Source organism: Tigheibacillus halophilus, from assembly GCF_042683165.1.
In the GTDB taxonomy this organism is placed as follows: domain Bacteria; phylum Bacillota; class Bacilli; order Bacillales; family Amphibacillaceae; genus Tigheibacillus; species Tigheibacillus halophilus.
Genome location: NZ_JBHUIZ010000012.1, coordinates 378851 through 405379 on the forward strand (window position 1 = coordinate 378851; position 26529 = coordinate 405379).

At 42.4% G+C, this 26529-nt stretch carries 23 protein-coding genes; 16 read left to right on the forward strand and 7 right to left on the reverse strand.

The window, feature by feature from the left end:
- The first annotated feature begins 22 nt into the window (after nucleotides 1–22).
- On the forward strand, nucleotides 23–703 hold the full coding sequence (locus tag ACFSMW_RS13020; protein WP_390356263.1) for a TraR/DksA C4-type zinc finger protein: 681 nt from the start codon (nucleotides 23–25) through the stop codon (nucleotides 701–703).
- 109 nt (nucleotides 704–812) lie between these two features.
- Complete coding sequence (locus ACFSMW_RS13025) at nucleotides 813–1019, forward strand: zinc ribbon domain-containing protein (protein ID WP_390356265.1); 207 nt, start codon at nucleotides 813–815, stop codon at nucleotides 1017–1019.
- A gap of 41 nt (nucleotides 1020–1060) precedes the next feature.
- Here ACFSMW_RS13025 and ACFSMW_RS13030 read toward each other — a convergent pair whose 3' ends face one another.
- The gene (locus ACFSMW_RS13030; protein WP_390356266.1) at nucleotides 1061–1858 is read right to left on the reverse strand and encodes a hypothetical protein; all 798 of its coding nucleotides are present in this window, start codon (nucleotides 1856–1858) and stop codon (nucleotides 1061–1063) included.
- A 359-nt stretch (nucleotides 1859–2217) separates the two neighbouring features.
- On the reverse strand, nucleotides 2218–3579 hold the full coding sequence (locus ACFSMW_RS13035) for a S1C family serine protease (RefSeq protein WP_390356268.1): 1362 nt from the start codon (nucleotides 3577–3579) through the stop codon (nucleotides 2218–2220).
- Nucleotides 3580–3737: 158 nt separating this feature from the next.
- Here ACFSMW_RS13035 and ACFSMW_RS13040 point away from each other — a divergent pair, with 158 nt between their 5' ends.
- From ACFSMW_RS13040 to typA, 3 genes are all read left to right on the forward strand, one after another.
- Nucleotides 3738–4427, forward strand: a complete 690-nt coding sequence (locus ACFSMW_RS13040) for a response regulator transcription factor (RefSeq protein ID WP_390356270.1) — start codon at nucleotides 3738–3740, stop codon at nucleotides 4425–4427.
- A complete protein-coding gene (locus tag ACFSMW_RS13045) occupies nucleotides 4424–5761 on the forward strand; it encodes a sensor histidine kinase (RefSeq protein ID WP_390356272.1) in 1338 nt (445 codons plus the stop codon). Before ACFSMW_RS13040 ends, ACFSMW_RS13045 begins: the two co-directional genes overlap by 4 nt.
- Before the next feature lie 174 nt (nucleotides 5762–5935).
- Nucleotides 5936–7759, forward strand: coding sequence for a translational GTPase TypA (typA, locus tag ACFSMW_RS13050; protein WP_390356274.1), 1824 nt, complete (start codon nucleotides 5936–5938; stop codon nucleotides 7757–7759).
- Nucleotides 7760–7879: 120 nt separating this feature from the next.
- Here the strand turns inward: typA and ACFSMW_RS13055 are convergent, their stop codons facing one another.
- Together ACFSMW_RS13055 and ACFSMW_RS13060 are read right to left on the reverse strand one after the other, a co-directional pair.
- On the reverse strand, nucleotides 7880–8734 hold the full coding sequence (locus ACFSMW_RS13055) for a CvfB family protein (RefSeq protein ID WP_390356276.1): 855 nt from the start codon (nucleotides 8732–8734) through the stop codon (nucleotides 7880–7882).
- A 449-nt stretch (nucleotides 8735–9183) separates the two neighbouring features.
- On the reverse strand, nucleotides 9184–10686 hold the full coding sequence (locus ACFSMW_RS13060; protein ID WP_390356278.1) for an aminotransferase class V-fold PLP-dependent enzyme: 1503 nt from the start codon (nucleotides 10684–10686) through the stop codon (nucleotides 9184–9186).
- 297 nt (nucleotides 10687–10983) lie between these two features.
- Between ACFSMW_RS13060 and treP the strand changes: the two genes are divergently transcribed.
- The 3 genes from treP (at nucleotide 10984) to treR (ending at nucleotide 15462) form a co-directional block, all read left to right on the forward strand.
- A complete protein-coding gene (gene treP, locus ACFSMW_RS13065; RefSeq protein WP_390356279.1) occupies nucleotides 10984–12921 on the forward strand; it encodes a PTS system trehalose-specific EIIBC component in 1938 nt (645 codons plus the stop codon).
- 160 nt (nucleotides 12922–13081) lie between these two features.
- Complete coding sequence (treC, locus tag ACFSMW_RS13070; RefSeq protein ID WP_390356281.1) at nucleotides 13082–14734, forward strand: alpha,alpha-phosphotrehalase; 1653 nt, start codon at nucleotides 13082–13084, stop codon at nucleotides 14732–14734.
- Nucleotides 14735–14748: 14 nt separating this feature from the next.
- Nucleotides 14749–15462 (forward strand): trehalose operon repressor, encoded by a 714-nt coding sequence (treR, locus tag ACFSMW_RS13075; protein WP_390356283.1) that lies wholly within the window; start codon nucleotides 14749–14751, stop codon nucleotides 15460–15462.
- A 115-nt stretch (nucleotides 15463–15577) separates the two neighbouring features.
- Here the strand turns inward: treR and ACFSMW_RS13080 are convergent, their stop codons facing one another.
- Together ACFSMW_RS13080 and ACFSMW_RS13085 are read right to left on the reverse strand one after the other, a co-directional pair.
- Nucleotides 15578–16546 carry an ABC transporter permease gene (locus tag ACFSMW_RS13080; RefSeq protein ID WP_390356285.1) on the reverse strand — a complete coding sequence of 323 codons (969 nt, stop codon included), beginning with the start codon at nucleotides 16544–16546 and terminating at the stop codon, nucleotides 15578–15580.
- Nucleotides 16539–17468: an ABC transporter ATP-binding protein gene (locus ACFSMW_RS13085; protein WP_390356287.1), complete on the reverse strand. Its 930-nt coding sequence runs from the start codon at nucleotides 17466–17468 to the stop codon at nucleotides 16539–16541. The genes ACFSMW_RS13080 and ACFSMW_RS13085 overlap by 8 nt, the downstream gene beginning before the upstream one ends.
- A gap of 186 nt (nucleotides 17469–17654) precedes the next feature.
- Between ACFSMW_RS13085 and ACFSMW_RS13090 the strand changes: the two genes are divergently transcribed.
- From ACFSMW_RS13090 to ACFSMW_RS13115, 6 genes are all read left to right on the forward strand, one after another.
- Nucleotides 17655–18851, forward strand: coding sequence for a CapA family protein (locus tag ACFSMW_RS13090; protein ID WP_390356446.1), 1197 nt, complete (start codon nucleotides 17655–17657; stop codon nucleotides 18849–18851).
- A gap of 329 nt (nucleotides 18852–19180) precedes the next feature.
- A complete protein-coding gene (locus ACFSMW_RS13095; protein WP_390356289.1) occupies nucleotides 19181–19501 on the forward strand; it encodes a thioredoxin family protein in 321 nt (106 codons plus the stop codon).
- 295 nt (nucleotides 19502–19796) lie between these two features.
- The gene (locus ACFSMW_RS13100) at nucleotides 19797–20438 is read left to right on the forward strand and encodes a class I SAM-dependent methyltransferase (RefSeq protein ID WP_390356291.1); all 642 of its coding nucleotides are present in this window, start codon (nucleotides 19797–19799) and stop codon (nucleotides 20436–20438) included.
- Between the two features lie 30 nt (nucleotides 20439–20468).
- A complete protein-coding gene (locus ACFSMW_RS13105; RefSeq protein ID WP_390356293.1) occupies nucleotides 20469–21404 on the forward strand; it encodes a PLP-dependent cysteine synthase family protein in 936 nt (311 codons plus the stop codon).
- Entirely contained in the window at nucleotides 21401–22534 is a 1134-nt protein-coding gene (locus ACFSMW_RS13110) for a bifunctional cystathionine gamma-lyase/homocysteine desulfhydrase (protein WP_390356295.1), read from the forward strand. The genes ACFSMW_RS13105 and ACFSMW_RS13110 overlap by 4 nt, the downstream gene beginning before the upstream one ends.
- A gap of 282 nt (nucleotides 22535–22816) precedes the next feature.
- Entirely contained in the window at nucleotides 22817–23395 is a 579-nt protein-coding gene (locus tag ACFSMW_RS13115; RefSeq protein ID WP_390356297.1) for a GNAT family N-acetyltransferase, read from the forward strand.
- 38 nt (nucleotides 23396–23433) lie between these two features.
- Here ACFSMW_RS13115 and ACFSMW_RS13120 read toward each other — a convergent pair whose 3' ends face one another.
- Entirely contained in the window at nucleotides 23434–24084 is a 651-nt protein-coding gene (locus ACFSMW_RS13120) for a VOC family protein (RefSeq protein WP_390356298.1), read from the reverse strand.
- 313 nt (nucleotides 24085–24397) lie between these two features.
- Between ACFSMW_RS13120 and ACFSMW_RS13125 the strand changes: the two genes are divergently transcribed.
- Together ACFSMW_RS13125 and ACFSMW_RS13130 are read left to right on the forward strand one after the other, a co-directional pair.
- Nucleotides 24398–25084, forward strand: coding sequence for a response regulator transcription factor (locus ACFSMW_RS13125; RefSeq protein ID WP_390356299.1), 687 nt, complete (start codon nucleotides 24398–24400; stop codon nucleotides 25082–25084).
- A gap of 5 nt (nucleotides 25085–25089) precedes the next feature.
- Nucleotides 25090–26463 (forward strand): HAMP domain-containing sensor histidine kinase, encoded by a 1374-nt coding sequence (locus ACFSMW_RS13130; protein WP_390356301.1) that lies wholly within the window; start codon nucleotides 25090–25092, stop codon nucleotides 26461–26463.
- The last annotated feature ends 66 nt before the right edge of the window (nucleotides 26464–26529 follow it).

Here is a 26529-nt window from a genome sequence, read left to right on the forward strand (position 1 = left end):
TTAATGGAAGGAGCTGATATAGATGCTGAAGGCGCAACAGCTAGCACAATTGAAAAAAAATCTGATTCAGCGGCAAAATGAATTAATCAGTCATGTCCAAGATCATTTTGGGCTGAAATACGAATTTGCTCAGGAATCGATTGGAGAGCTTTCCAATTATGATAATCATCCTGCAGATCATGGTACTGAACTATTTGAACGAGGCAAGGACGTTGCTTTGAATGAGCATGCAGAGAAAGAATTGAAAGAAATCAATGAAGCACTGACTGCTATTGACCAAAAAACATATGGTGTTTGCAGTAAATGCGGCAGAGATATCGCATTTGAAAGGTTGGAGGCTGTACCGACCACAGACCGCTGCCGGGAACACGCAGAAGTGGATGCGTTCAAACATGCCCGCCCTGTAGAGGAGCAAGTATTCAGTCCAAATATCAATCCAGACGAAAAAACGGAAGAAACGCAGGTAGGATATGATGCCGAAGATGCTTGGCAGGATGTCAGCCGATATGGTTCAAGTGACACGCCATCTGATTTTTATGGGGATCGGGAAAATTATGAAGAGACTTATCCAAACAGCGATGAACAAGTCGGTAGTGTGATGGATGTAGAAGCGTTTTTAGCTGCAGATCAATATGGGAATTTTACTGGAGTGACACCAAATCATAAACGGTATGAGGCAACGTTGGATGAGGAATACGATTGATTAGGGAACGCAGGTAATAGCATATACATGTGCCTGCGCATTGCAAATTGACAAAGGGATAATTTTCCATTTATACTTTTTTTAATTGTAACAAAGAGGAGATGGGATCATGGAGGAAACGAAAGGTTGCATCAAATGTGGGAGCAAGGATGCAGACACAAAAGAAGTTGCCATGACAGGGACGGGGCTTTCCAAAATGTTCGATGTCCAGCACAACCAATTTGTCGTTGTGTATTGTAAAAACTGTGGTTACTCGGAGTTTTATAATAAGAGAAGTTCGACGGCTGGAAACATATTAGATTTATTTTTTGGTTAAAAAAGAGACCTTCACCAAAGTGAAGGCCCTTTTTTAACGTATCAGAATCCTCCCATTAAATCGCCCATCATATTGCTTAGCATCGATGCCGCAATGCTTTGCATGAGAAAACCACTGACAAGGGTTGCAACAATATAGACGCCTATCAGCACATAAATGCGGTCCATGCCATTTTCCGGCTTTTCAAATAAAGCGAAGGTAGGAATGAAGTAAACAATTCCCAAAATGCTTAGCATCAATAGTGCACCACCAACAATCCCCGAAACGAAGCTGAAAAGTACACCGATGACAAGTAAGACCAAAAATGGTACAGTGTAAGCTCCAAATTTGCCAATCACTTCCTGGAAATCCGTTGTTTGTCCGGTGAGCTTCATCCCGCCAAAAGTCAAGGCAACCATGATGACCACAAGAACAAGAAAGTAAAGAAGCGGTTTGAGGAAAAGATCGACAAACGGGCTTTCGATAAAGTATGACGCCATACCCTTACTGGTAAGATAAACACTTAAGGCGATAACGAGGGAATAAATGGCTAATGTGATGATTCCTGAAATAAAATCTTTCTTCGTCGCCTTTTTAGCGCTGCCAGGTTTTTTCAGCAATGTGACAAAAAAGTGGCTGAAGTTACCGCCGATATCTTTCAGCTTTTCGACAGTGTCGTTTTGTTGTTGCGTATTTTGATTTGATGCTGGTTGTTGAACAGGCTGTTCAGTCGGAGCCGCACCTTGAATGGTCGGATCGGCAGCGGCTGCAGTGTCCTTGGCTGCGCCCAAGTCTGCTCCACAATGCGTACAGAATTTTCCTGTTTCTGTCTGCTGTCCGCAATTAGGACAAGTTATCATATGTACTCTCTCCCCTTATGTTATAGTTACCCATATTATAAGATTCGACATGAATTAGCAAATTTCCTTGTTTTTTCTGAAATAATTTTTTGACATTTTTGCAAAGCTTTGGTTGAGGTGGACAGATACGATGCATATACGTGGTATCTTTGCCGGTTACAGGTGCTATTGCTAATCCCATAGTTATACTTATGCGCACAACGGAATGTTTATCACGGATGGAAGTGCTGTCCTTTTTCCATAAAAAACCCCAGGGATCAGAATTTTACCCTGATTCCCTGGGGGTTGCAGCTTAGAAATTTTATCGTTTTGCGAAACATAGATGCAGGGAGCTGTGGAAATTCACTTCGTTTTTAAAATTACATGTTTTGCTGGTCTTGCTTTGCCAATTTTAATGAAACGGTATGCTTTTTGCCATTTCGGTATACATCCAGTTTCACTGTGTCCCCGACAGAAGCTTTATAGAGCGTTTGGCGTAATTCCAGCACAGAAGTAACTTTTTTTCCATCAATTGCAGTGATGACATCGAATTGTTTCAGATCTGCTTCACCTGCGGGAGAACCTTGCTCAACATTGGCGATCACCATGCCGCCTTCTATATTTTTAGGTAATTGTATACGATCCTGGTACTGCGGCGGAACTTGGTTTAAAGATGCAGTACTGATTCCGATGAATGGGCGTTCCACTTCACCCTTGGACTCCAGTTGTTTCATGATTGGCAGCGCATCATCCATCGGAATAGCAAACCCGATGCCTTCTACTTTGTCCTGGGCGATTTTCATGGAATTAATGCCGATAACCTGTCCCTTCTGGTTGACAAGTGCCCCGCCGCTGTTACCTGGATTGATCGCAGCATCTGTCTGAATGACTTCTGTCACCCAGTCTGGCTGGTTATCATCATTTGTATCTACCTCTACGGAACGATGCATACCGCTGATGATACCCTTAGTCAATGAATTTGCGAAATTCATGCCAAGTGGATTTCCAATAGCAAATACAGTTTCTCCAACCTTGGCATCGCTGGAATCTCCCAAGTTAGCGACTGTATCTACTTTTTTACCGTCAATTTCCAAGATTGCCAGGTCGGAAAGTTTATCTGTGCCAAGTACTTTGGCATCTGTTGTATCGTTCTCATCATGAAATGCGACTTTAACCTGTTCGGCGCCATCTACAACGTGTGCGTTGGTCACTACATATGCTTTACCGTTGTTTTTCTTGTAAATGATGCCCGACCCGGAACCTGCTTCCTGGCTTTGTTCCCAAACATTTCCCTGTTGCATGTTCAGCACGCCGACAACTGCTTTCGAAGCATCAGATAAATCAACCGCTTTATCAGCGTTGTCAGAAGCCATTGTGGTGACGGCTTGTTCAGAATTGCTGGAACTCGTTGGAGAAGAAGCGTTTCCGTCGCTGTGATCCTGGTTTACAATCGGAATGACATTGTACACTGCAAGCAGGACAACTAAAAATGCTGCGATAAATCCGCCGGCAAGCCCGCTCCAGAATGAACCCCAATGTCTTTTTTTTCTTGGTTGCTTCGCCGATTTGTTTTCATGCTTCGGCTTATTCAGCCCCTGTTCTGATTCTTCATGGAGTGTTTCATGATTCGATGCGGAATGATTCATGTTTGCATCGTGCTCCTCATCATTATATGAAGCGGATGCATCGTTTTCTCCCTGGTAATGCTGATTGCCGTTTATATTATCTTTGTCTTCATACATCCTGCTCATCCTTTCATTGAAATTCTATATTTATATCATACCCAAAATGATTGGTAATCAATTGGAAAGAATGTGGAATAAGTATGTAAATCATGTACATTAGTATACGATTGTGATAAAAATAAGAAAAAAGAGGCATTCGAGGAGGTCGTTGTGCCATGAATGAACATATTGCAGTGGTGGAAGATGATCCGAATATTCGCAACATCGTCTCCGCATTTTTGAAAAAAGAAGGATATGAAGTCACGTTGCTTTCATCGGCTGAAGAAGGAATGAAATTATGGAAAGACACCCCTCCCGATATGTGGGTGCTGGACATCATGCTTCCGGGGATGAACGGCTATGATTTTTGCAAAGAGATTCGGGATTACAGCGATGTGCCGATAATCATCATTTCCGCAAAGGATGAAGAAATAGATAAAATTCTTGGTCTGGAGCTGGGAGGGGATGATTATCTGACAAAACCCTTTAGTCCGAGAGAATTAGTTGCCAGAGTCAAAAGGTTATTCAAACGGGCGCAGAACAACATTAGTACAAAAGATAAACAAGATGTTGTGCAGGTGGATGAGCTGCACATTCATAAAAATGACCGCAGGATACTTTGGAACGGCAAGGAACAAGATGTCACCACAAAGGAATTCACCATGCTGCTGCTGTTTGCTGAAAATGCCAACCGTGCTTTTTCACGGGAAGAGCTGCTTGTCAAAGTGTGGGGTGAAGACTATTTTGGAAGTGATCGCGCAGTTGATGATTTGGTCAAACGTATTCGTAAAAAATTTCCTGAATTACAATTGGAAACGGTTTGGGGATATGGGTACAGGCTGAGAAATGAAGAGGATAGCAAATGAAACTTCATTATCAGCTCAACGCCGCTTTTACAACATTGCTGCTGATTATAATGGCTGTCACAGGATATGTCATTTATTCTTTGCTGCTTAATTTGCTTGTACAAAATGAACAGCAGCAATTGGAGCAAAAAGGGGAAATCCTCGTCAGCGTAATGAATGAGCAGTACCAGAGTTTAGGTGATGTGGATAAAATTAGCGCCTTCTTGCAGGAACAGGATCTACAATTGTTTTTATACAATCGTCAAAATAATAGTGTACTGTATTCCACCATGCCAGAAGAAGTTGTCAAAGGCTTTTATAAAAATAATTATTTTTCCAATGCTGAAAGTAATTTATGGGAATATCATTCGGATAAATATGTCATCTCCCGTATCCTGGTGCTTCCAAGAGGCGCCAATCTGGAATTGATTTTATTGACACCGATGAAGGATTTGCAAGCTGTTCAACATAAATTCATTGAACGATTGCTGATCGTATTCATCATTGGAGCGGCGGTCGCTGTACTGCTAAGCTATTTTTTGACGAATAAACTTGTTACACCGCTGACACGACTGAAATACCAGTTGAAAAAAATTGAAAAAAGAAAGTTCGATGAAATAGAACCGATTCAGGCCACTGGTGAGATTAGAGAAGTAGCAAAAAGCGTGTATGATATGGCGAATGAATTGAGCAGATATATCAGTTCCCAACAATCCTTTTTTCAAAATGCCAGTCACGAATTGAAGACACCGCTGATGACCATTCAAGGTTACGCAGAAGGAATAAAAGAGAATGTATTCGAGGAAGCCGAAAAGGAAACCGGGCTGGAAGTGATGGTTACAGAAGTGAAGCGCCTAAAAAAAATCATCAATGAAATGATCCTCCTTGCGAAGCTTGACAGTGAACAAGCTGCATATGACCCTGAACAAATAGATGCAAGCGAATTAGTGCAGCAAGTGGCCGATAGAATGCTGCCTTTCGCTTCTGAAAACAACGTAAAGCTGAAAGTTGACATTGCGGAAGGAATGACGATTTATGCCGACGGTGAAAAAATGCTCCGTGCATTGCTGAATTTGGTGGTCAATGGCATACGCCATGCGGCTTCTGTTGTGGAAATTTCTTTTGTGACCCGCGGCAGACAAAAGTTATTGATTGTTGAAGACGATGGCGATGGGATACCGCCTGATTTGATGGATAATATTTTTCATCGGTTTGTCAAAGGTAAACAGGGGGATACCGGACTTGGCCTTGCCATAGTCAGGGCGATTGTCGAACAATCAGGAGGTAAAATCACGGTGGAAAATGCTGAAACTGGCGGCGCGCGTTTCATCATATTATTTGAGGGTAATGGATAAAGTAAGCAAGACTAGACTAAAACTTTACTTGAGATAATGATTGTGATATAATTACAAAGTTTGAAGGACTGTTAGGAAAAGTACGGAGTTTAAGGGGCGTGGCTATCTGCAGAACAGTAAGATAGCAGCTGCAACTTAAACATTTTTACTCTCGAAAAAGAGGAGCGAACCTTTATGCAACAAAGAAATGATCTTCGAAATATCGCTATTATCGCCCACGTAGACCATGGGAAAACAACGCTTGTCGATCAGTTGTTGAAATACTCAGGTACATTCCGTGATAACGAGTATGTAGATGAACGTGCCATGGACTCTGGTGATATTGAGCGCGAACGTGGCATAACTATTTTGGCTAAAAACACAGCCATTCACTATAACGATGCAACAATTAATATCCTTGATACACCTGGTCACGCCGATTTTGGCGGCGAGGTAGAGCGGATTATGAAAATGGTGGACGGTGTCATCCTTGTCGTGGATGCATACGAAGGGACCATGCCGCAAACTCGTTTTGTGTTAAAAAAAGCACTGGATCAAAAATTGACACCAATCGTTGTCTTAAATAAAATCGATCGTCCAAATGCAAGACCGGCCAATGTTATTGACGAAGTGTTAGATCTTTTCATCGATTTGGGAGCTGACGATGATCAACTGGACTTCCCTGTCGTGTATGCATCAGCTTTGAATGGGACATCTGGTACTGAACCTGATAACCAGTCGGAAACGATGGAACCGATTTTTGAAATGATCATGAACCATATTCCGGCACCGGTGGATAACAGCGAAGAACCATTGCAATTTCAGGTGACATTGCTTGATTATAATGACTATGTCGGCAGAATTGGTATTGGACGTGTGTTCCGTGGTAAGATTCATGTCGGCCAGTCGGTCGTTGTCATGAAAAAGGATGGCTCCACCAAATCTTTCCGGGTCACCAAATTGTTTGGTTTCATCGGTTTGAAGCGGGTTGAGATCCAGGAAGCCAAAGCGGGCGATATCGTGGCTGTTTCCGGAATGGAGGATATTAACGTAGGAGAAACTATTTGCCCTCCAGATAACCAAGAAGCGCTGCCGGTTTTACGGATTGATGAACCTACCCTGCAAATGACGTTTGTTGTCAACAATAGCCCGTTTGCTGGGAAAGAAGGTAAATTCATCACCGCCAGAAAAATTGAAGAACGTTTGATGAAACAACTGGAAACAGATGTAAGTCTGCGTGTGCAGCCAACAGAAACACCAGATGCCTGGGTTGTATCTGGCCGGGGAGAATTGCATCTCAGTATCCTGGTTGAAAATATGCGCCGTGAAGGTTATGAGATTCAGTTATCCAAGCCAAAAGTCATTATCAAAGAAATAAATGGTGTGAAGTGTGAACCAGTCGAACGGGTACAGGTTGATGTTCCAGAGGAATTTACAGGTGCTGTCATGGAGGCTCTTGGTTCCCGGAAAGGTGAAATGATGGACATGGTCAATCATGGCAACGGGCAAGTACGCCTTGAATTCAAGGTTCCATCACGCGGATTGATCGGCTATCCTACGGAATTTATGACCCAGACTCATGGTTATGGTATATTGAATCATACGTTTGATTCATATGCACCATTGATCAAAGGACAGGTCGGCGGACGTCGCCAAGGAGTCTTAGTTGCCTTGGAAAATGGCAAAGCGACGACATATGGTATCATGCAGCTGGAAGATCGCGGTGTCATTTTCGTGGAGCCGGGTACAGAAGTATATGCTGGTATGATTGTTGGTGAGCATAACCGCGAGAACGATTTGACCGTTAATTTGACAAAAGAGAAGCATCTGACAAATACAAGATCTTCTACCAAAGACCAAACAGCGACAATTCGAAAAACACGCAGTATGTCTTTAGAAGAAGCCATCGAGTATTTGAACGATGATGAGTACTGTGAAGTGACGCCAGAGTCGATTCGATTGCGTAAAAAAATCCTTCATAAGGGTGAAAGAGAAAAAGCATCGAAAAGAAGTAAATAATGGCAAATGATGTATTGCTTATGTATAGTGTCAAGCCATCTCCCAGTATATCCTAATTTCAGATGGCATCTAACAAAAACGCAGACCTGAACCATTCCGTTCGGATCTGCGTTTTTATATTTATTTCAGAAAGGTTTTACCGTCCCGTTGCTCAATTTTTTCGGCTTTCATCAGACTGCCAAGTGCACGTTTAAAAGCGGATTTACTAATGTCAAACACAGACCGGATATCATCGGGATCACTTTTATCAGAAAATAGCATCATACCATCTTGTTCTTTTAGATATTCCAGGATTGCTGCGGCATCATCCGTTATGCTTTCCTGCTTCAATGGCAGCAAAGTGATATTTAGTGTTCCATCTTCTTTGACGGCAATCACTCTTCCTGTCACTTCTTCCCCGATTCGAGGTTCCTGTTTGCGTTCACTATGGTGAATGAAACCACGGAAATCTTCATCAGTCCAAAGAGCTGAACCTTCTCTATTTGTTCGATAAATCCTGCCAGTCACATATTTGTTCAGATAATCTTCATCAGCCCATTCCCGATAATGGTTGATAATTCCTTCCGTCGCTGGAATGGCGAGTAGTCTGCCGCGCCGGTCTTTACCGAGCGTTACAAAAAGCTTATCCCCGACAGCGGGCCAGACATGCTCGTAAAGCGGGAGATCATCTTTTGATACTAACATTTCTTTCGTTGTTCCGATATTTACGAACACTCCCAAGTTCGTTTTTACTTCCACGACTTCAGCCCAGTCATAGGAATCAATGGTCACAGCGGGCAACTGCATCGAAGCAGAGATGTTTCCTTTTTTATCCATGTAAAGAAATGTTTTTATTGTATCACCAACAGAAATATCACCTGTAGTCTCGTTATGGTGCAGCAATGCTTCCTTTCCTTCGGACATCAGAACATATCCATGATCTGTTGTTCGGTTGACGGTCATTACTTGTACGGTACCGATTGGTAATGTCTCCATTATCTCGTCTCCTTGTAGAAAGCTTATGTATTGGAAAAGGGGTATCCTTGTTGTAAGGATACCCCTTATTGTAAAGTAACACACTCACATTTATTTAATAATTAATTTTCGTTGTTTTAATCAACATCAAATTTGTTTGGTAACGCCCCAAACAGTTCCGCGGTATGTGTTCCACTGTCGTTTTCTAGCCTAAGCAACGCAAGCCCTACCTGCTCTTGCGTCCTTGCGACCCCTTAGTCGCGCCAGTGTGAATAAGCATCCTTAAAAACAATGCAGAATGCCAGCTGTTTCGGTGCTACTTTAACAGCACTTTTAAATATAACATTAAAATAGATGGATGTCAAGATTTGAAGAAGATAAGTAATGTCCAGGTAAAGCACGTTGACTGCATTTTATTGGCTTCTCTGAACGCAGGGTTCTCTTCCTATTGAAAGGTTGCTTTGATACTTTTAGTCTATTGAAAACAACTCAGTTGTGTTGACTCTTGCTTGATCATTGAAATAAAAATCATTTGTTTTGGAATCATACCGGTAATCTTTTTTCCAATCATCACCGTTTTCGCTAATTTGTTTTATGGCAGAAATGAATTGATACATTTCTTGGTTTGTCATGGTGGGGTGAATAGAAAAACGGACCAAGCCGGGCTTTGTTGAAAAATCACCAGTATCAATCAGATCTGTAATTTCTTTGGATGCCTTTTGGCTAATGGATAGTAGATAGTGTCCATAGATACCGGCGCAGAAACAGCCGCCTCTGAGCTGGAAACCAAATCTGTCGTTAAGCAGTTTAACGACAAGGTTATAGTGAAGGTCTTCCACATGGAAAGAAATGATTCCCAAGCGTTTTGTTTTGTCCGCTTCCGCCACATGTACTTTTGGTATCCCGCTTAAGTTGTCTAGCACTAACGTTACAAGCTCTTTTTCCCGCTTAAGTATTTTTTCTGTGCCCATTTGTTCTTTTAACCTGATGCATAAAGCTGCCCGAATGGCTTGCAGGATGCCTGGGGTGCCTCCGTCTTCTCGTTTTTCGATGTCATTGAAATAATGGGCGCCGCCCCAAGGATTAGTCCAGGTGACTGTTCCCCCGCCGGGATGATCAGGCGTTTTATTGGCATATAATTTGGAATGAAAAATCAGTACACCACTTGCTCCGGGGCCTCCCAGGAATTTATGCGGGGAAAAGAAAATCGCATCCAATTCCTCTTTACCGTTTTCAGGGTGCATATCGATTTTGGAATAAGGTGCTGAAGCGGCAAAGTCAATAAAGCAGTAGCCATCGTGTTCATGCATAATCTTGGCTAGTTCGTGATATGGTGTTTCGATCCCTGTCACATTAGAGCAAGCAGAGAATGACCCAATTTTCAGCGTTCGATTTTGATATTTATCAAGAAGACTGTTCAATGTAGAGGGGCATACATTTCCGTTTGAATCAGGTTCAATCAGACAGACATCACCAATAGTTTCCAACCAGGAGATATGGTTGGAATGGTGCTCCATATGGGTGATAAAAATAATGGGTTTATCTCGTTCGCTTAATTGCACCTTGTCTTTATACCTGTCTGGAACTCTTAATCCTAGCAGTCTTTGCAGTTTATTCACAGCAGCTGTCATGCCTGCACCCGTAAATACAATGTGGTCTTGACTATTTGCATGTACATGATCCTTTATTATTCTTTTTGCCTGTTCATAGGCTTCTGACATCAAAGCTCCAGTCATATTGGATTCAGTGTGTGTATTTGCCATAAATGGCCCGAATGTTTTAGCGACTTTATCTTCAATTGGTTTATATAGGCGGCCGCTTGCCATCCAATCCGCGTAGATGATTTTTTTCTTGCCAATAGGAGAGATGAATTCCTGGTCTATTCCGATGATGTTATCTCTAAACTGCTGGAAGTAGGACTCCAAATGTCCGAGTAGTTCATAGTGGCTATCTCCGATTCTGGCTTTAATCAATTTTTAACCACCTTTCATGGATGCTGTCTTGTATGCTGTAATATATGCTTCTTCCTGCAGAATGTTTTCCTGCAGAGGCATTGAATATTGTGCTTGCAGCATGGATGAAGCAATTGGTTTACGGATACGTTTGTTAACAATCAACCGGTATGAGCTAAGATTGAAATTTTCATCATAAACATGGCATGAGGAAAACTTTCCGGGCTTTCGGGAAAAAGAAAACGCTTGCCTAAACATGTATATACAAGTTACAATATATACTAACTTGTATATACAAATTCTGAAGGAGGGATTTTGATGGGGAATGTGAGGCAAACGATGGAAGCGGTTTATGCACCGCTTAGCGGCCGCGTATTATCCTTGGCTGAAGTGCCGGATCCGACATTTTCTAAGAAAATGATGGGAGACGGGGTCGCTATTGAGCCAACGGCAGGCGAAGTAGTTGCACCGTTTGATGGTAAGGTCATGCATGTGTTTCCAACGAAACATGCTATTGGCATACAGAGCAAGAATGGGACAGAAATGTTAATCCACATCGGTTTGGAAACGGTGCATTTAGAGGGGGAAGGTTTTCAAACGCATGTACAGCAGGGGGATAATGTAAAAAAAGGTGATTTACTTCTGACGGTTGACTTAGCATTCGTCAAAGAAAAAGCAGCAAGTATCATTTCACCAATCATTGTCACAAATAGTGAAAAAGCAGCTTTATTTCAGAAAAACGCAGGGCAGGAGACGATTGCTGGGGAGTCAATCATCATGGAGATTGAATCGGTCGGAACGACGCATGCGACTGAAGCGAAGCCAACAGCATCCCATAACAGTATGCCTTATAGCGAGGAAGCAAATGGTATCGTGGCTGCATTAGGCGGCGAGGATAATATACGCGCGGCCACACATTGTGTGACAAGACTGCGATTTGCGTTAGCAGATGAAAGCAAGATCAATCAAGATGCGTTGGATAACATGCATTTAGTCAAAGGTTCTTTCTCAGCAAATGGCCAGTTTCAAGTAGTTATCGGCCAAGGGACAGTAGATAAGGTTTATGCAGCGATGATTGCAGAAACAGGTATCAGCGAAGCTACAAAAGATGATGTGAAAGCTGTGACTGCCAAGAAACAGAATCCATTACAGCGTGGTATCAAAGTGCTGGCAGATATTTTCATTCCGATATTGCCGGCTATTGTAACTGCAGGTCTGCTCATGGGAATCAATAATGTACTTGCCAACCCGGGGATTTTTTATGAAAAGCAATCATTTATCGATGTGCACCAAAACTGGGCCGGGCTGGCAGATATGATCAATATTATCGCAAATACCGCTTTCACTTTCCTGCCGGCATTAATTGGCTGGTCGGCGGTGAAAAGGTTTGGCGGCAATCCGCTTTTGGGTGTCGTATTGGGCTTGATTCTCGTTCACCCAGATTTATTGAACGCATGGGCCTATGGGGATGCCTTGGAAAAAGGTGAGATACCGACATGGAATCTATTTGGACTGGAAATAGATAAAATAGGTTATCAGGGACAAGTGCTTCCAGTATTATTTGCTTCCTGGATTTTAGCAAAATTGGAGATTTTCTTGAAGAAACATGTCATGGATGCATTGCAATTATTGATTGTTGCGCCAGTCGCTTTACTTGTGACGGGGTTTTTAACTTTTATTATTATCGGTCCGCTGACGTTTACAATTGGAAACTGGATAACTGATGGGCTCGTAGCGGTCTTTGATCACTATGCAGTGCTTGGTGGACTGATTTACGGTGCTATCTATGGCCCGTTAGTCATCACAGGTATGCATCATACTTTCCTGGCAGTGGATTTACAATTGATTGGTTCAACCGGTTCGACATTTTTATGGCCGATTTTGGCTTTGTCCAATATCGCACAAGGATCGGCTGCTGTTGCAATTATGTTTGCAACCAGGAATGAAAAACTGAAAGGGCTATCCCTCACTTCTTGGATTTCTGCCTGGCTTGGCATTACGGAACCGGCAATGTTTGGTGTGAATTTGCGGTTCAAATATCCGTTTGTCGCTGCAATCATCGGATCAGCCATTGCTGGAGCGTGGATTACCATGCAGCATGTTAAAGCCTCTTCTGTAGGCGTGGGGGGCGTTCCAGGGATCCTATCGATCGTACCGGGCGGCTGGACAGCATTTTTGACAGGCATGGCAATTGTCATCATCGTGCCGTTTGCTATTACATTGCTGCTCAGCCTGCGGAGAAAACAAGATCTATAAAAGATTAGGGGGACAGTTCCCGCCTATGACAAAGTGTGAAAACGGAGCTGTCCCATTTTAGCAGTATAGGAAAGAATAAGGTGCTTTCTTCCCTACATGAATAGAAAGCATTCGTTGCGTACATAGTGAGGTCAAGTTTTTTAAAAGAGGTGCCATGAAAATGAAAGAGTTTTGTTGGAAGAAATCGACTGTTTACCAAATTTATCCTAAAAGTTTCAATGATACAACGGGTAATGGCCATGGTGATATTCAAGGCATTATTGCCAAGCTGGATTACTTACAGGAGCTCGAGGTCGAAGTGATTTGGCTGACTCCGGTATATCCATCCCCACAACGTGATAACGGCTATGACATCAGTGATTATTGTGCGATTGATGAGCGGTATGGAACAATGGCTGATTTTGAGGATTTATTAAAAGCGGCGCATGCAAGGGAAATGAAAGTGATTATGGATCTGGTCGTCAATCATACATCGACTGATCATGAATGGTTTCAGCAGGCTGCATCTTCCAGGGACAACCCATACCGTGATTTTTATATCTGGCGTAATGGCAAGGGAAATATGCCGCCGAATAATTGGCAGTCGAAATTTGGTGGATCTGCTTGGAAATATGATTCCAAAACAAAGCAGTATTACCTGCATTTGTTCGATGAAACACAAGCAGACTTAAATTGGGAGAACCCTGTACTTCGTGAAAAAATTTACGACATGATGCGGTTCTGGGCGGAAAAAGGTATTGATGGGTTTCGCCTGGATGTTATTAACCTGATTTCAAAGAACCAGGACTTTCCAGATGACCAGACTGGCGATGGCCGTAAATTTTACACGGATGGTCCCAAAATACATGACTACTTGAAGGAAATGAATCAAGCCATCCTAGCCCCATACAATCTGATAACGGTGGGAGAAATGTCTTCCACTACAATCGATAACTGCATCAAATATACAAACCCATCAAGTCAAGAGTTGAATATGACCTTCCAGTTTCACCATCTCAAGGTAGACTACCCAAATGGCGAGAAATGGACGAAGGCGCCATTTGATTTTCTGAAACTGAAGAAAATCTTGTCAGACTGGCAAGAGGGCATGCATGCGGGGCAGGGATGGAATGCATTATTTTGGTGTAATCATGATCAACCTAGAATCGTTTCCAGGCTTGGTGATGACAAGAAGTATCACGAGCAATCGGCAAAAATGCTTGCTACGGTGTTGCACATGCAACAAGGAACACCTTATATTTATCAAGGAGAAGAAATCGGCATGACCAATCCCGATTTCAAAAAAATAGCGGACTTTCGTGATGTGGAATCTAAAAATGCTTATAAGATGCTGTTGGAAAAAGGAATGACTGCACAGCGGGCGATAGAGATTTTACAGCAAAAATCCCGCGATAACAGCAGAACACCAATGCAATGGAGTGACGCCGCTCATGCCGGATTCACAACCGGTACACCATGGATCGGCCTGGCTGAAAATTACCTGGAAATCAATGCCAAGAAACAAATGCGGTCAGTTGATTCAATCTTGTATTATTACCGGAGACTGATTCAGCTCCGGAAAAAATATGATATTATTACTTATGGAGATTACCAATTGCTTTTGGCCGATCATTCGCAAATTTATGCCTTCAAGCGCCAGTGGCATGAGGAAGAGCTGCTTGTCGTCAGTAATTTTTATGAGGAAACAGTCGAAATCGACATAGATATACCGGCAGGGGCTGAGATCTTGATTTCTAATTACCCCGTGAATGCAAATGACGAAGGAAAAAGGGTATTGCGGCCATATGAGGCGATTGTCTATTACGCAAAATAATGAGGTTTTGATGCATGCAAAAGAAATACTTGACGATCTATGATGACATCCGAAAAAAAATGAAGGAAAATGATTGGCGGGAAACAGATATGCTGCCATCGGAGAATGAGCTGTCCATCATGTATGGAACATCGCGGGAAACAATCAGAAAAGCATTGAATTTGCTTTCTCAAAATGGGTATATACAAAAAGTTCGCGGAAAAGGCTCCATCATTCTTGCTATGGATAAATTCAGTTTCCCAGTTTCAGGTATTGCCAGCTTTAAGGAATTGACAAAAATGTTGGATATGCAATCACGCACATACGTTCAAGAACTATCACTTGCAAAAGCGGATGAAGCTATGCGTAAAATATTGGATCCAGCTGAAGAAGAGCTGGTGTGGAAAGTTGTGCGCGTCCGTGAATTAGACGGCGAAAAAGTCATTCTGGACAAGGATTATTTCAAGCAGGGTATTGTAAACAGCTTGACGAAAGATATTTGTGAGGATTCCATATATGCATATCTGGAACAAGAGCTCCATTTGGATATTAGCTATGCGAATAAAGAAATAACCGTGGAATCACCAACTGAAGAAGACATGGAACTTATGGATATGACTGGTTTTTCCAACGTGGTCGTTATTAAGAGTATTGTTCACTTGAACAATACTGAAGTGTTTCAGTACACAGAATCGCGACATAGACCGGATAAATTCCGATTTGTGGATTTTGCACGAAGACATGGCTAGTTAAAATCGGCCCGAAAATACAAGTACAGAATGAAATACCCTAGTGTATAAAACAGGAAGCCGTAAAGATGATGTTGATGCATCTGTACGGCTTCCTGTGGTAATATTTTCAAAATTAGAATCCGGCTACATCCCGTTTGTTGAAAATAATCCAGGACAAAGCCATGAATATGATATAGTAGACAATCAATACGACAATTGAAAATGGAAGTGTCATCCCCTCTATGAAAGGGGTTCCTGACGCATACTGCTGTAGATCCGTATTTGCGAATAAAATATATTTCGCCCAAGCACGGTCGCTGAAAAAGCCAACGATTGAATTTCCACTCATCATCAGGAAAATCGCTACTCCAATTGCTAATGCGCCGTTACGAAAAATGACTGATATCATAAACGCGAAAGTCGTCATCATGACAAGATTGACAATTTGATATCCATAGGATGAAAGGGCTTCTTTAACAAGGGATATCTGCTTAAAATCGCCATGCGATGAAATGACTGTTTGCAGATTGTCTTCAAATCCGAAGAATAATCCACCGCCAATCAACGAGAGAATGAATACGGCTACCATGGTCACCAGGGCAAAAATCAGTACTGAAACATATTTGGACAGCAAAATGGTGGATCTTGAAATTGGCCGGATTAGCAATAATTTGATTGTTCCCCACCGGAATTCATTGGCCACTATCCCAGCCGCAATGATAATGGTAAATAGACTGACTAGCATCAGTAAAGCTGCATTATCGACTGTGAATTGCCAAGCCCCATACTTTTGCGGCTGAATATCATGCTCCAGATAGTAATTATTTTTGGTGATTTCCTCCTGATTGAAATCGATCATGTAGTTATCATCTGCATTTTTTTCTTTCATATATTTCTCATTTTCTTTCTGCAGACTTTTATTTTCCTTCTGCAATTCTGTTTTCCAGTTATCCGAAGTATAATTGTTTTGTTCATCAAATGTATTAGTTAAAGCCGCCATTCCGATGACAATAGCTGCGAGCAGAATATACATGATCCAGGTGGATTTGCGGATGTAAATCTTGATTTCTTCATTGTAAATCAATTTGAAAAATTTACTCAATCGTATTCTCTCCAATCAAATCAAAGAATTTGTCTTCCAAGGTCTTTTTAGCAATACCAGCTTGATAGACTGCAATGTCATGTGCCACCATTGTTTTGATCAATTCAGGCACATTTTCTTTTTTTGTTTGGAAAACAAGTAAATTACCTTCACGGACGGCTTTGATACCATGACTTGATTGCAGTAAATTAATTGCCTTGTCAAGCGGCTCTGCTTCCATTTGCAACGCCTGCAACTGGCCGCTTTCCTCTTTCTCATCTGATGAACGCACAGACTCTGTTGTAATCAATTCGCCGTTTTTAATAATTCCTATCCTGTCGCACATCATTTCAATCTCTGACAATAAATGGCTGGAAATAATGACAGCTACCTGTTCTTCTTTGGCAATGCGCCGTATGTATTGACGAATTTCCCGGATGCCTGCAGGATCCAACCCATTAGTCGGTTCATCTAAGATTAAGATAGATGGACGGCTGAGCAGTGCCTGTGCGATGCCGAGCCGCTGTCTCATGCCGAGTGAATAGCGCCCGACCTTTTGTTTGATCGTTTTATCCAAGCCGACAAGCGAGACAACTTCTTGGATACGTTCCGTCGTAACGCCTTCACTCATGCGGGCATAATGCATTAAATTTTGCCAGCCTGACATGAATGGATACATTTCCGGATTTTCAACGATAGCTCCGACCTCCTTGACTGCCTCCTTATGTTTCGTTTTAATGCTGTTTCCTTGAATAAGAATGTCACCAGAGGTGATACCCATCAGTCCGACCATCATACGGATGGTAGTCGTTTTCCCGGCGCCATTCGGGCCAATAAACCCGAATACTTCCCCTTTATGAATTTGGAAAGATAATCCTTTGATGATTTCTTTTTGACCAATACGTTTTTTGGTGTTAATCAATTCCATTGCAAATTCAGCCAATATTTATTCCTCCTAAAAGAATGCAATACCTATTGTACGAAGAAAAAGCCTTCACAGTTTCACCATATATATCGATAAATTCAAAGAATGTCAAATTTTATCTGGATAATGATGAATAATCTGCTATACTTGCAACTGTGTGACAGGGTAACTGCAGATAGTTGGAAGGAAGCGTGAACAGTGGGCATGTCATTGAAAAGAGTCAAAACGAAGATGTTTCACCAGAGTAATCTTGATAAAAAAGAAAAAAGAAAGATGATAAATAAACACATGATGATGCTCATGTGTCTGCTGGTTATGGCGGCTGTTGGATTAGGTGCCTGTGGATCGCCGAAAAACGAAGTGAAGGATCACGAATCATCCTCTTTGAAGGCACAATTGAAAAAAAACGAACAATCCATCACATTGGCAGCGATTGGGGATATTTTGATTCACGATCGGGTCTATCTTGATATGAAAAAGGGTCAAGGATATGATTTTAAACCATTGCTTACGCAGGTGAAACCATATTTGCAAAAGGCTGATATCACATTTGCCAACCAGGAAACGATGATTGGCGGGGCGGAGATGGGCCTGTCCTCATATCCGGCTTTCAACAGTCCATATGAAGTCGGTGACGCACTAAAGGATGCGGGTGTCGACATTGTGTCCATCGCGAATAATCATACATTGGATCGCGGTGAAAAAGCGATATACAATGCGATCGGCCACTGGAAGGAAATTGATATGCCCTATGTCGGAGCATATGAAAACGACCATGACCGTAAGCAGTTGCGGGTGCTGCAAACAGATGCTGGCATTTCAGTTGCATTTTTAGCTTATACATATGGAACCAATGGTGTGCCAATACCAGATGACAAAGAATTTCTTGTCAATCTGATTGATAAACAGGTGATGGGGCAAGATATCGCCGCAGCTAAGAAAAAAGCCGACGCTGTTGTGCTGAGTTTGCATTTTGGCACGGAATATGAGCGTATGCCCAATGATATGCAAAAGGACTTGGTACAATTTACTGCCAAACAGGGAGTTGACATTGTATTGGGACATCATCCGCATGTTCTGCAGCCTGTCGCTTGGGTAGATGGTAAGGATGGTCATAGAACGCTTGCCATCTATTCCTTGGGAAATTTCCTTTCTGGACAAGATGGTATACACAAGCAGACCGGCGGTATATTTTCATGCCGGATCACCAAAAAATATAAAAATGGGGGTTCCGATGTGAAAATAGCAAAACCAGCTTTTATACCAACCTATGTCAATTATGGTGAGTGGATACCGACTCCTCTGAAAGGCTTGCGAGAAAAGGACTTGCCAAGAGATCACTATAAGAAAATCAATAAGCATATGTCTCGATGGGTCCCGGAACTGGGAAAAACATTTTGATTAAACTTATAACGTGATCTGACAACATATGCGATAGATTTTTTTCGACAATACATTTCCCGGGAAATATATTGTCGAACGATACACAGCATAGTCGGCTTTTGTAATAAAAAAATGAATTCATACAAGTCTGTACGCTAGAATTTTTTGTCCGGATTTCTGTATATTTATTGACGAATTTGCTGTAAACTTATTCCCAAGCACCGTAAATGGGTATATGTTGCATTAGCAATTGAAGGCAAGGATTTGACCAATCTTCAAGTTAAGCAAAGAAACAGACAAGCATTCTGAAAATGAGTACAATGAAATTGGAAAGGGGAGTATGCCAAATGGAACATATTTCAACAGAAGAAAAATTGAATGAAGTGATTCAAAGCGATAAGCCTGCCATCATTAAGTTTTTTGCAGACTGGTGTCCGGACTGCAAACGAATGGACATGTTCATTGGTGATATCATGGCAGAGTTCAGCAATTACAAATGGTACGAAATCAACATTGATGAAGTCCAGGGTATCGCAGAAAAGTATGAAGTGATGGGAATACCGAGCATACTGATTTTTCAAAATGGCGAAAAGCTGGCCCATCAGCATAGCGCTTTTACGAAAACACCAGAATCTGTCAGTGAATTTTTGCATCAGCAATTAGGATAAGCAAGGAAGTGTGTAAGCAACCCGCCTGTTTGGACGGGTTGCTTTTTTTGCAGGTATTAACTGGTTGCATGTTCAACTGAAAGGTGCCTTTGGAATTAATCACTTATCGTCCATCCCAAGGAATGGACGTTTAACAATTGTTCATTGTACAAACCCGTAGTCGTTGAAACTTGCGATAACTGCTTTTCATGAACCGACTAGGCCATTTCATCATTTTTCAATCTTGGATTGCGGTTCCGCTAAAATCATGCTAAAGTTAATTCATAGTAAATTTATATGAAATGAGGGGATTGGGTTGGGGAGAGAATTCAATGACCTTTTTGATGAGTGGTCCCAAACCTATGATCATACTGTTTCGGGCATTGATCCGGAATATGCCGATGTTTTTGACCATTACGATGATATTTTGAATGATGTCGCAAGCCGTGCCTCAGGGAATGTGGTGGAATTCGGAGTTGGAACAGGTAATTTGACACAAAAGCTGGCCCAACACGGGTTGCGGGTTTTTGGCTTTGAACCGTCTGAAGGCATGCGAAAAATAGCAAAGAAAAAGTTACCGTCGGTCCATGTAATGGATGGAGATTTTCTGGTATTTGACAAGCCGTCCGTACAGATTGATACAGTCGTCAGCACATATGCTTTTCATCACTTGACAGATATTGAAAAAGCGCGCGCCTTTGAAACATACAGTGACGTATTGGAAAAAGGCGGAAGGATTGTTTTTGGAGATACGGTCTTCGTAACAGAAGAAGCAAAGGCAGCAATGATAAGAGATGCCAAACAGAAACAATATTATCGCCTGGCGGAGGACTTGGAACGGGAATATTATACAACTATTCCATTTTTGGAGGATCTATCTCATAAACATGGATTTTCCACCACCTTTACCAATTGGAACCCCTTTGTCTGGGTGATGGATGCCAAAAAAAGAATCTAAAACAAGTAATCAGAATTGCGAGGTCTGGACATGAGATATGCCACACATGTAAGTGAATTAATCGGGCACACACCATTAATGGAAGTAACCTCTTTCCCGTTGCCGAAGGATGTGCGCTTATTTGCAAAGCTGGAGTATTTTAATCCGGGAGGCAGTGTGAAGGACCGCCTTGGAAAATATTTGATTGAGCGGGCAATGAAAGAAGGGAAATTACAAAAAGGCGGGACCATCATTGAACCAACGGCAGGTAATACAGGTGTCGGGCTGGCATTGGCAGCGATCGCATTTCAAATAAAGACCATTTTTGTCACCCCAGAGAAATTCAGTTTAGAAAAACAATCCCTGATGAGAGCGCTTGGCTCCACAGTCGTTAATACACCTACAGAGCAGGGGATGGAAGGTGCGATTGCTAAAACGAAGGAGTTGCTAAAAACATTTCCTGATGCATATTACCCCGGGCAATTTCAAAATCCGGCTAACCCGGATACCTATTATGAAGGACTGGGCCCGGAAATCTATGAGGCCATGGATGGAAAAATTGATATTTTTGTAGCGGGTGCAGGATCGGGCGGCACGTTTATGGGAACATCCCGTTATTTGAAAGAAAAGAACCCACAGATTAAAACGGTCATTGTAGAGCCAGAAGGTTCCATACTGCAAGGGGGAGAACCACGCTCGCATCGGACAGAAGGAATCGGCATGGAATTCATGCCGCCATTCCTGGATACCGGTTATTTTGATGCTATTCATACGATCTCTGATGAGATAGCTTTCAAACGATTGGCAGAAGCTGCTGTAAAAGAAGGTCTGCTGGTAGGCAGCTCCTCAGGAGCTGCCTTGGAAGCAAGTCTGCTGGAAGCTGAAAAGGCCCAGCCAGGAACTCATATCGTTACCGTTTTTCCTGACAGCAGTGAAAGGTATATCAGCAGCGGCATTTATCAAGAAGCGGGAGGACATTTCAAATGAACAAAAAAACGAAATTCATTCATGGCGGCGTCAGCCTCGACCTTTATACCGGGGCTGTGTCTACGCCGATTTATCAGGTAAGCACATATAAGCAGGATGGCGTAGGTAATTTTAAATATGAATATTCAAGAACAGGCAACCCGACGCGCGAGTCTCTTGAAAAGCTGATTGCTGACATTGAAAATGGCACACATGGATTCGCATTTGGTTCCGGTATGGCCGCCATCACAGCCATCGTACATTTATTCTCGGCTGGTGATCATATTATTGCTACAGATGATGTATACGGCGGCACATTCCGTGTATTGACAAAGGTATTCAATCGTTTTGAAATTGAAGTGACATTTGTGGATACAGGTGATACAAACGCCGTACAAGATGCCATTCAACCTAATACAAAAGCTGTATATGTGGAAAGCCCAACTAATCCACTTCTAAAAATTACCGATATCCGGGCGTTGAGCAGGATTGTACAAAAAAATCAATTACGCTTGATTGTAGATAATACGTTCAGCACACCTTACTGGCAAAATCCGCTTGATCTAGGGGCGGACATTGTGCTTCACAGTGCGACCAAATACATTGGCGGACATAGTGATGTAGTTGCCGGACTAATTGCGGTCAAAGACAAAACTCTCGCTGAAGACATTCATTTCGTGCAAAATTCAACAGGGGGAGTTCTGGGGCCGCAAGACAGCTGGCTGCTCATTCGCGGCATCAAAACCTTGGCGCTGCGTATGGAGGAGATTGAGAAAAACGCTAATGCGATTGCACAGTTTTTACAAAAACATCAAGCGGTGGAGAAAGTGTATTATCCGGGTCTTGAAAGCCATCCGGGCCATGATGTCCATACCAATCAGGCGGAAGGCTTCGGAGGAATGATTTCGTTCGTCGTAGCTGATCAGGAAAAAGCATTGTCCTTATTGCAAAACGTAAACTATTTTACATTAGCTGAGAGCTTGGGGGCAGTAGAAAGCCTGATTTCTATCCCATCCTTGATGACTCACGCCTCTATCCCAAGAGAACGCCGGCTGGCGTTAGGTATTGCTGATGGATTGATTCGGATTTCTGTCGGTATTGAAGACCAGCGGGACCTCATTACGGATTTAAGCAACGCTTTGGAAGTCTGATAGGGAAACGATGAAGTCTAAAACAATGAAGGGAAAGCTATACTTTACAGCCATGGATGTGCCGTGGCTGTTTTCCTATTATAAGTTATTTGTTATTTCTCTAAATTTCTGTATAATAGATATAATTTTATGATGGATCAAGGCCATGAAGTTTTTCGCATAGAGAGCTGCTTCCTGTATTTAGAATCGAAAGAAAAGCACCTGGCCACAAGTTCTCGATAAATGTAACAAGCATCACACCTTTTGAATGAAGCTTCACATGAAAGAAACGGAGGGGACCATATGAAAAAGCCGATTCTATTAGATTTTCCCAGCGAATTCCAGACTGAGCGTTTACTTCTCAGATTGCCGTTGCCGGGAGATGGCAAAGTGGTCCATCAGGCAATCACGGCCAGTAAGAATGAACTGAAACCATGGCTGCCCTTTGCGCAAAAGGAACAGACTCCGGATGAAACGGAGATCAGTGTCAGAGATGCGCATATAGCATTCCAGCAGCGTACAGATTTGCGCTTGCATATTTTTGAGAAAGCAACAGGGGATTTCATCGGCTGTACAGGTCTGCATCGCATTAACTGGAATGTACCTAAGTTTGAAATTGGCTATTGGGTTGATTCACGCAAAAGCGGAAACTATTTCATGACTGAAGCTGTTAAGGGTGTCACAGAATTCGCCTTTCGTGAATTGCATGCCAACCGTGTGGAAATCCGGTGCGACTCTGAAAATGATAGAAGTCGCGCCATTCCAGAAAGACTGCAATTCACATTGGAAGGCATCCTGCATCATGATGACATCGCTCCTGATGAGAGTGGGCTCCGGGATACGTGTATTTACGCTAAAACTAAAGAAAAGCGTATAAAGTAAATAGAAAATAGGAAAGGAGCCGGAACAGTCCGGCTCCTTTATTCTACAGAAAAGGACAGCTTTTTTTGCTGTGGGTTATCAGAAAAATATATTTTAGTGTTTTGCAGCCGCAAGTAATTTTTATATATTCTTCTGGGCTTCAGTCGGTAAATATTTGCAAAACGTTCTTTGGTCAGACCGCTCAGTTCAATCTTTGTAATAGCCTGAGGGTTGCTTAGGCTGGAAATCATATTCGGTGTTTCCCATTCAATCAGAAACGGCAGCGTCTCTTTTTGATAATCAAATAAGGGAAAAAGCATGCGCCATTTCAATGTAGAACCGTCCGGGCGCTGCCGTTGACCGGGAACAGGGCCGTAGAATCGAATGTCCTTTTCCTGAAAATGTCTGATGTATTCGTTCATTTCAGTTGTCCTAAGGGCGAACTGAAAGGCTGTAGGCTGTTCAGTCTCTTCCAATATTTTGGAAAGATGCTGGATTAACGGGTTATCGGCTGTCTTCATTTTCTCTGGATCATTTACACCAAGCCATTCAATATAGGATTCATTGGAAAAGTATGCTAAGTAATTATAGGTGCCCCAATTCGCATGGTCCCCACCTTTTATGGCTTTGATGGAAAATTTTCTGCCATAGTTGGAACTGGCCGACTCGGCGTTTTTTCCGGATATGACGATGTGATCCAATGCCAGCATGTAACCACTCCTCGTATAGTATATTTAGGCATTGATTTTCAGCCTATCCATTCTGATATATACAAGCTGTTGTAACTCCGTTACTTTACTACAGATGGAAGCTTTCCGTGGGTACGGCTTGAGCCTCCTCGCTTTTTTATTCATTCATCTGATTCATTCCATTATCCAATGGATAGGGTATTGTTGCAAAATTTTTGTCTGCCACGACAGCGGATATTGTACAAGGCCAGCAAAATTTAAAATTTGTCGGAATGATAGCGAGATATGTCAAGCTGTATTAAGATAGGAATAGGAAACGAAAGAAGGTGAGTGGGTGGATAAACCAGCCATTTTAATTGTGGAAGATGAACAGAAGCTTAGCCGTGTACTGCAGCTGGAGCTGGATTATGAAAATTATCAAACGGAAATTGCTGATAATGGCAAAGAAGCCTTGCGTCTTATCCAGGAAAAAGACTGGGATTTGGTTTTGTTGGATATCATGCTCCCAGGTCTGAGCGGTTTGGAAATATTACGCAGAACACGCCGTAAGGATCAGGAGACACCAATTATACTGCTTACTGCCCGTGACCAGGTGTATGACAAAGTGAGCGGATTGGATCAGGGAGCAAATGATTATGTGACCAAGCCATTTCAAATTGAAGAGCTGCTGGCACGTATTCGTGTACATTTGCGGCAGGGAAAGGCAAACCATCAAAATGGGGGTAGCCAACTTGTTGTCGGGAAGCTGTTTGTTGATTTGCAAAGCCGCGAAGTCAGACGGGAGGACCGGGAGGTTGAACTGACCCCAAGGGAGTTCGATTTGCTTGTATGTCTGCTGAAGAACAAAAATATTGTGTTGACGAGGGAGCAGCTGATTGAACAGGTCTGGGGCTTTGATTATTTTGGCGACACAAATGTTGTAGATGTATACATCCGTTATTTGCGCCAAAAAATCGATAAGGGTTTTGAAGAACCATATATCCAGACTGTTCGCGGTGTAGGATACACCATCAAGGGATGAGTGAAATGAAACTCCAAACGAAAATTCAGCTGTTTACAAGCATATTCATGCTTCTGCTCGTCTTGTTGGTAAATGCATCCATTTATTTCCTGTTTCATAAGATTTCCTCTGATACAGAATTGGATTGGCTGGCACATAGTACAGATGATTTGGTCGATGTCCTGCATCAGAATCCGAAAATACCGCGGGATGATTTGCTTACGGCCTATTTACCAACAGATGGGATGATCCGTGTGATCAATGAAGATGGAAAGAAGATCATTGAGAAAGCGAAATCTGTAGAGAATAGAAGCTTGCCGTATAAGTTTAGCAATCAGGAAAAGCACTATATCACCAAGGATGCCAGTAAGAGTCCGGTTGCTGTCGTGGTTCGGCCGGTTATTTGGGATGACAGCAGAGTTGTCGCTATTCAAGTTTCCCAGCAACTGAAAGCTGTGGAAGCAAATCAGACGACGCTTTTTTATGTGTTGGTGGTGGCATCACTTGCCATCTTTGTACCGATTCTGATCGCTGCCAGGTTTATGAGTAAATTCCTGCTTCGCCCGATTCAGCAGCTTATTCATACCATGAAGGAAAACACAGAAAGTAAAAACTGGAAAAAAATTCAAATGACAAACCAGTCAAAAGATGAACTGTATGAAATGGGACAAACATTCAATGAAATGATTGATAATCTCGAAGTCAACTTTGAAAAGCAGGAAATTTTCGTATCTGATGCATCCCATGAATTGAAAACACCAATCTCGATTGTCAAAAGTTATGCGCAGTTGTTGAAGCGTCGCGGAGCTGAGAATCCGGCTGTCTTTCATGAAGCCATCGAGGCCATCGATTCTGAGGCAGACAGGATGCAAAATCTGGTGGAACAAATGCTGCAGCTGGCAAAAAGCCAAGTTGAAACAAACACGGAAACAGTGGAACTAAGCAAACTGGTTTTGGATGCTTATAAGACGTTTTCCGGTGCTTATAAAGAGCGGGAAATGTATTGTGATATAAGTGAGGAAGCAGCTGCACTGGTGGTGAAAGGCAATCAGCCGCAATTGCAGCAAATCATTTATATCCTGATAGATAATGCCTTGAAGTATACAGAAAACGCAATTGAAATGAAATTATCATCCGAAGATGGCCGGGCATCTTTTAAGGTGAAGGATCATGGGGAAGGGATATCTTCTGCAGACTTGGAGCATATTTTCGATCGCTTTTATCGGGTGGATAAAGCCCGTACAAGGGAGTCCGGAGGAACAGGGCTGGGCTTACCGATAGCCAAACAGATCGCACAGGGGCATGGTGGCAAACTGACGGTCGAAAGTGTTATTGGTTATGGAACAACGTTCACTCTGCAGCTGCCCTTGGAAAAAGAAGCAAATCAGGAAAGACATTGAACGCGATAAGTGGTTATTTCCTGTAAAACTCTCAGCAAATTCTAATGTGGCTCACATCGTTTTTTC

What these genes read in the sequence shown, in the direction of transcription:
- ACFSMW_RS13105 (WP_390356293.1), top strand. Translation starts at nt 20,469, where the DNA reads ATGAGATATGCCACACATGTAAGTGAATTAATCGGGCACACACCATTA.
- ACFSMW_RS13095 (WP_390356289.1), top strand. Translation starts at nt 19,181, where the DNA reads ATGGAACATATTTCAACAGAAGAAAAATTGAATGAAGTGATTCAAAGC.
- treC (WP_390356281.1), top strand. Translation starts at nt 13,082, where the DNA reads ATGAAAGAGTTTTGTTGGAAGAAATCGACTGTTTACCAAATTTATCCT.
- ACFSMW_RS13055 (WP_390356276.1), bottom strand. Translation starts at nt 8,734, where the DNA reads ATGGAGACATTACCAATCGGTACCGTACAAGTAATGACCGTCAACCGA.
- ACFSMW_RS13035 (WP_390356268.1), bottom strand. Translation starts at nt 3,579, where the DNA reads ATGTATGAAGACAAAGATAATATAAACGGCAATCAGCATTACCAGGGA.
- typA (WP_390356274.1), top strand. Translation starts at nt 5,936, where the DNA reads ATGCAACAAAGAAATGATCTTCGAAATATCGCTATTATCGCCCACGTA.
- ACFSMW_RS13025 (WP_390356265.1), top strand. Translation starts at nt 813, where the DNA reads ATGGAGGAAACGAAAGGTTGCATCAAATGTGGGAGCAAGGATGCAGAC.
- ACFSMW_RS13090 (WP_390356446.1), top strand. Translation starts at nt 17,655, where the DNA reads ATGTCATTGAAAAGAGTCAAAACGAAGATGTTTCACCAGAGTAATCTT.
- treP (WP_390356279.1), top strand. Translation starts at nt 10,984, where the DNA reads ATGGGGAATGTGAGGCAAACGATGGAAGCGGTTTATGCACCGCTTAGC.
- ACFSMW_RS13045 (WP_390356272.1), top strand. Translation starts at nt 4,424, where the DNA reads ATGAAACTTCATTATCAGCTCAACGCCGCTTTTACAACATTGCTGCTG.
- ACFSMW_RS13120 (WP_390356298.1), bottom strand. Translation starts at nt 24,084, where the DNA reads ATGCTGGCATTGGATCACATCGTCATATCCGGAAAAAACGCCGAGTCG.
- ACFSMW_RS13115 (WP_390356297.1), top strand. Translation starts at nt 22,817, where the DNA reads ATGAAAAAGCCGATTCTATTAGATTTTCCCAGCGAATTCCAGACTGAG.
- ACFSMW_RS13030 (WP_390356266.1), bottom strand. Translation starts at nt 1,858, where the DNA reads ATGATAACTTGTCCTAATTGCGGACAGCAGACAGAAACAGGAAAATTC.
- ACFSMW_RS13020 (WP_390356263.1), top strand. Translation starts at nt 23, where the DNA reads ATGCTGAAGGCGCAACAGCTAGCACAATTGAAAAAAAATCTGATTCAG.
- ACFSMW_RS13040 (WP_390356270.1), top strand. Translation starts at nt 3,738, where the DNA reads ATGAATGAACATATTGCAGTGGTGGAAGATGATCCGAATATTCGCAAC.
- treR (WP_390356283.1), top strand. Translation starts at nt 14,749, where the DNA reads ATGCAAAAGAAATACTTGACGATCTATGATGACATCCGAAAAAAAATG.
- ACFSMW_RS13110 (WP_390356295.1), top strand. Translation starts at nt 21,401, where the DNA reads ATGAACAAAAAAACGAAATTCATTCATGGCGGCGTCAGCCTCGACCTT.
- ACFSMW_RS13130 (WP_390356301.1), top strand. Translation starts at nt 25,090, where the DNA reads ATGAAACTCCAAACGAAAATTCAGCTGTTTACAAGCATATTCATGCTT.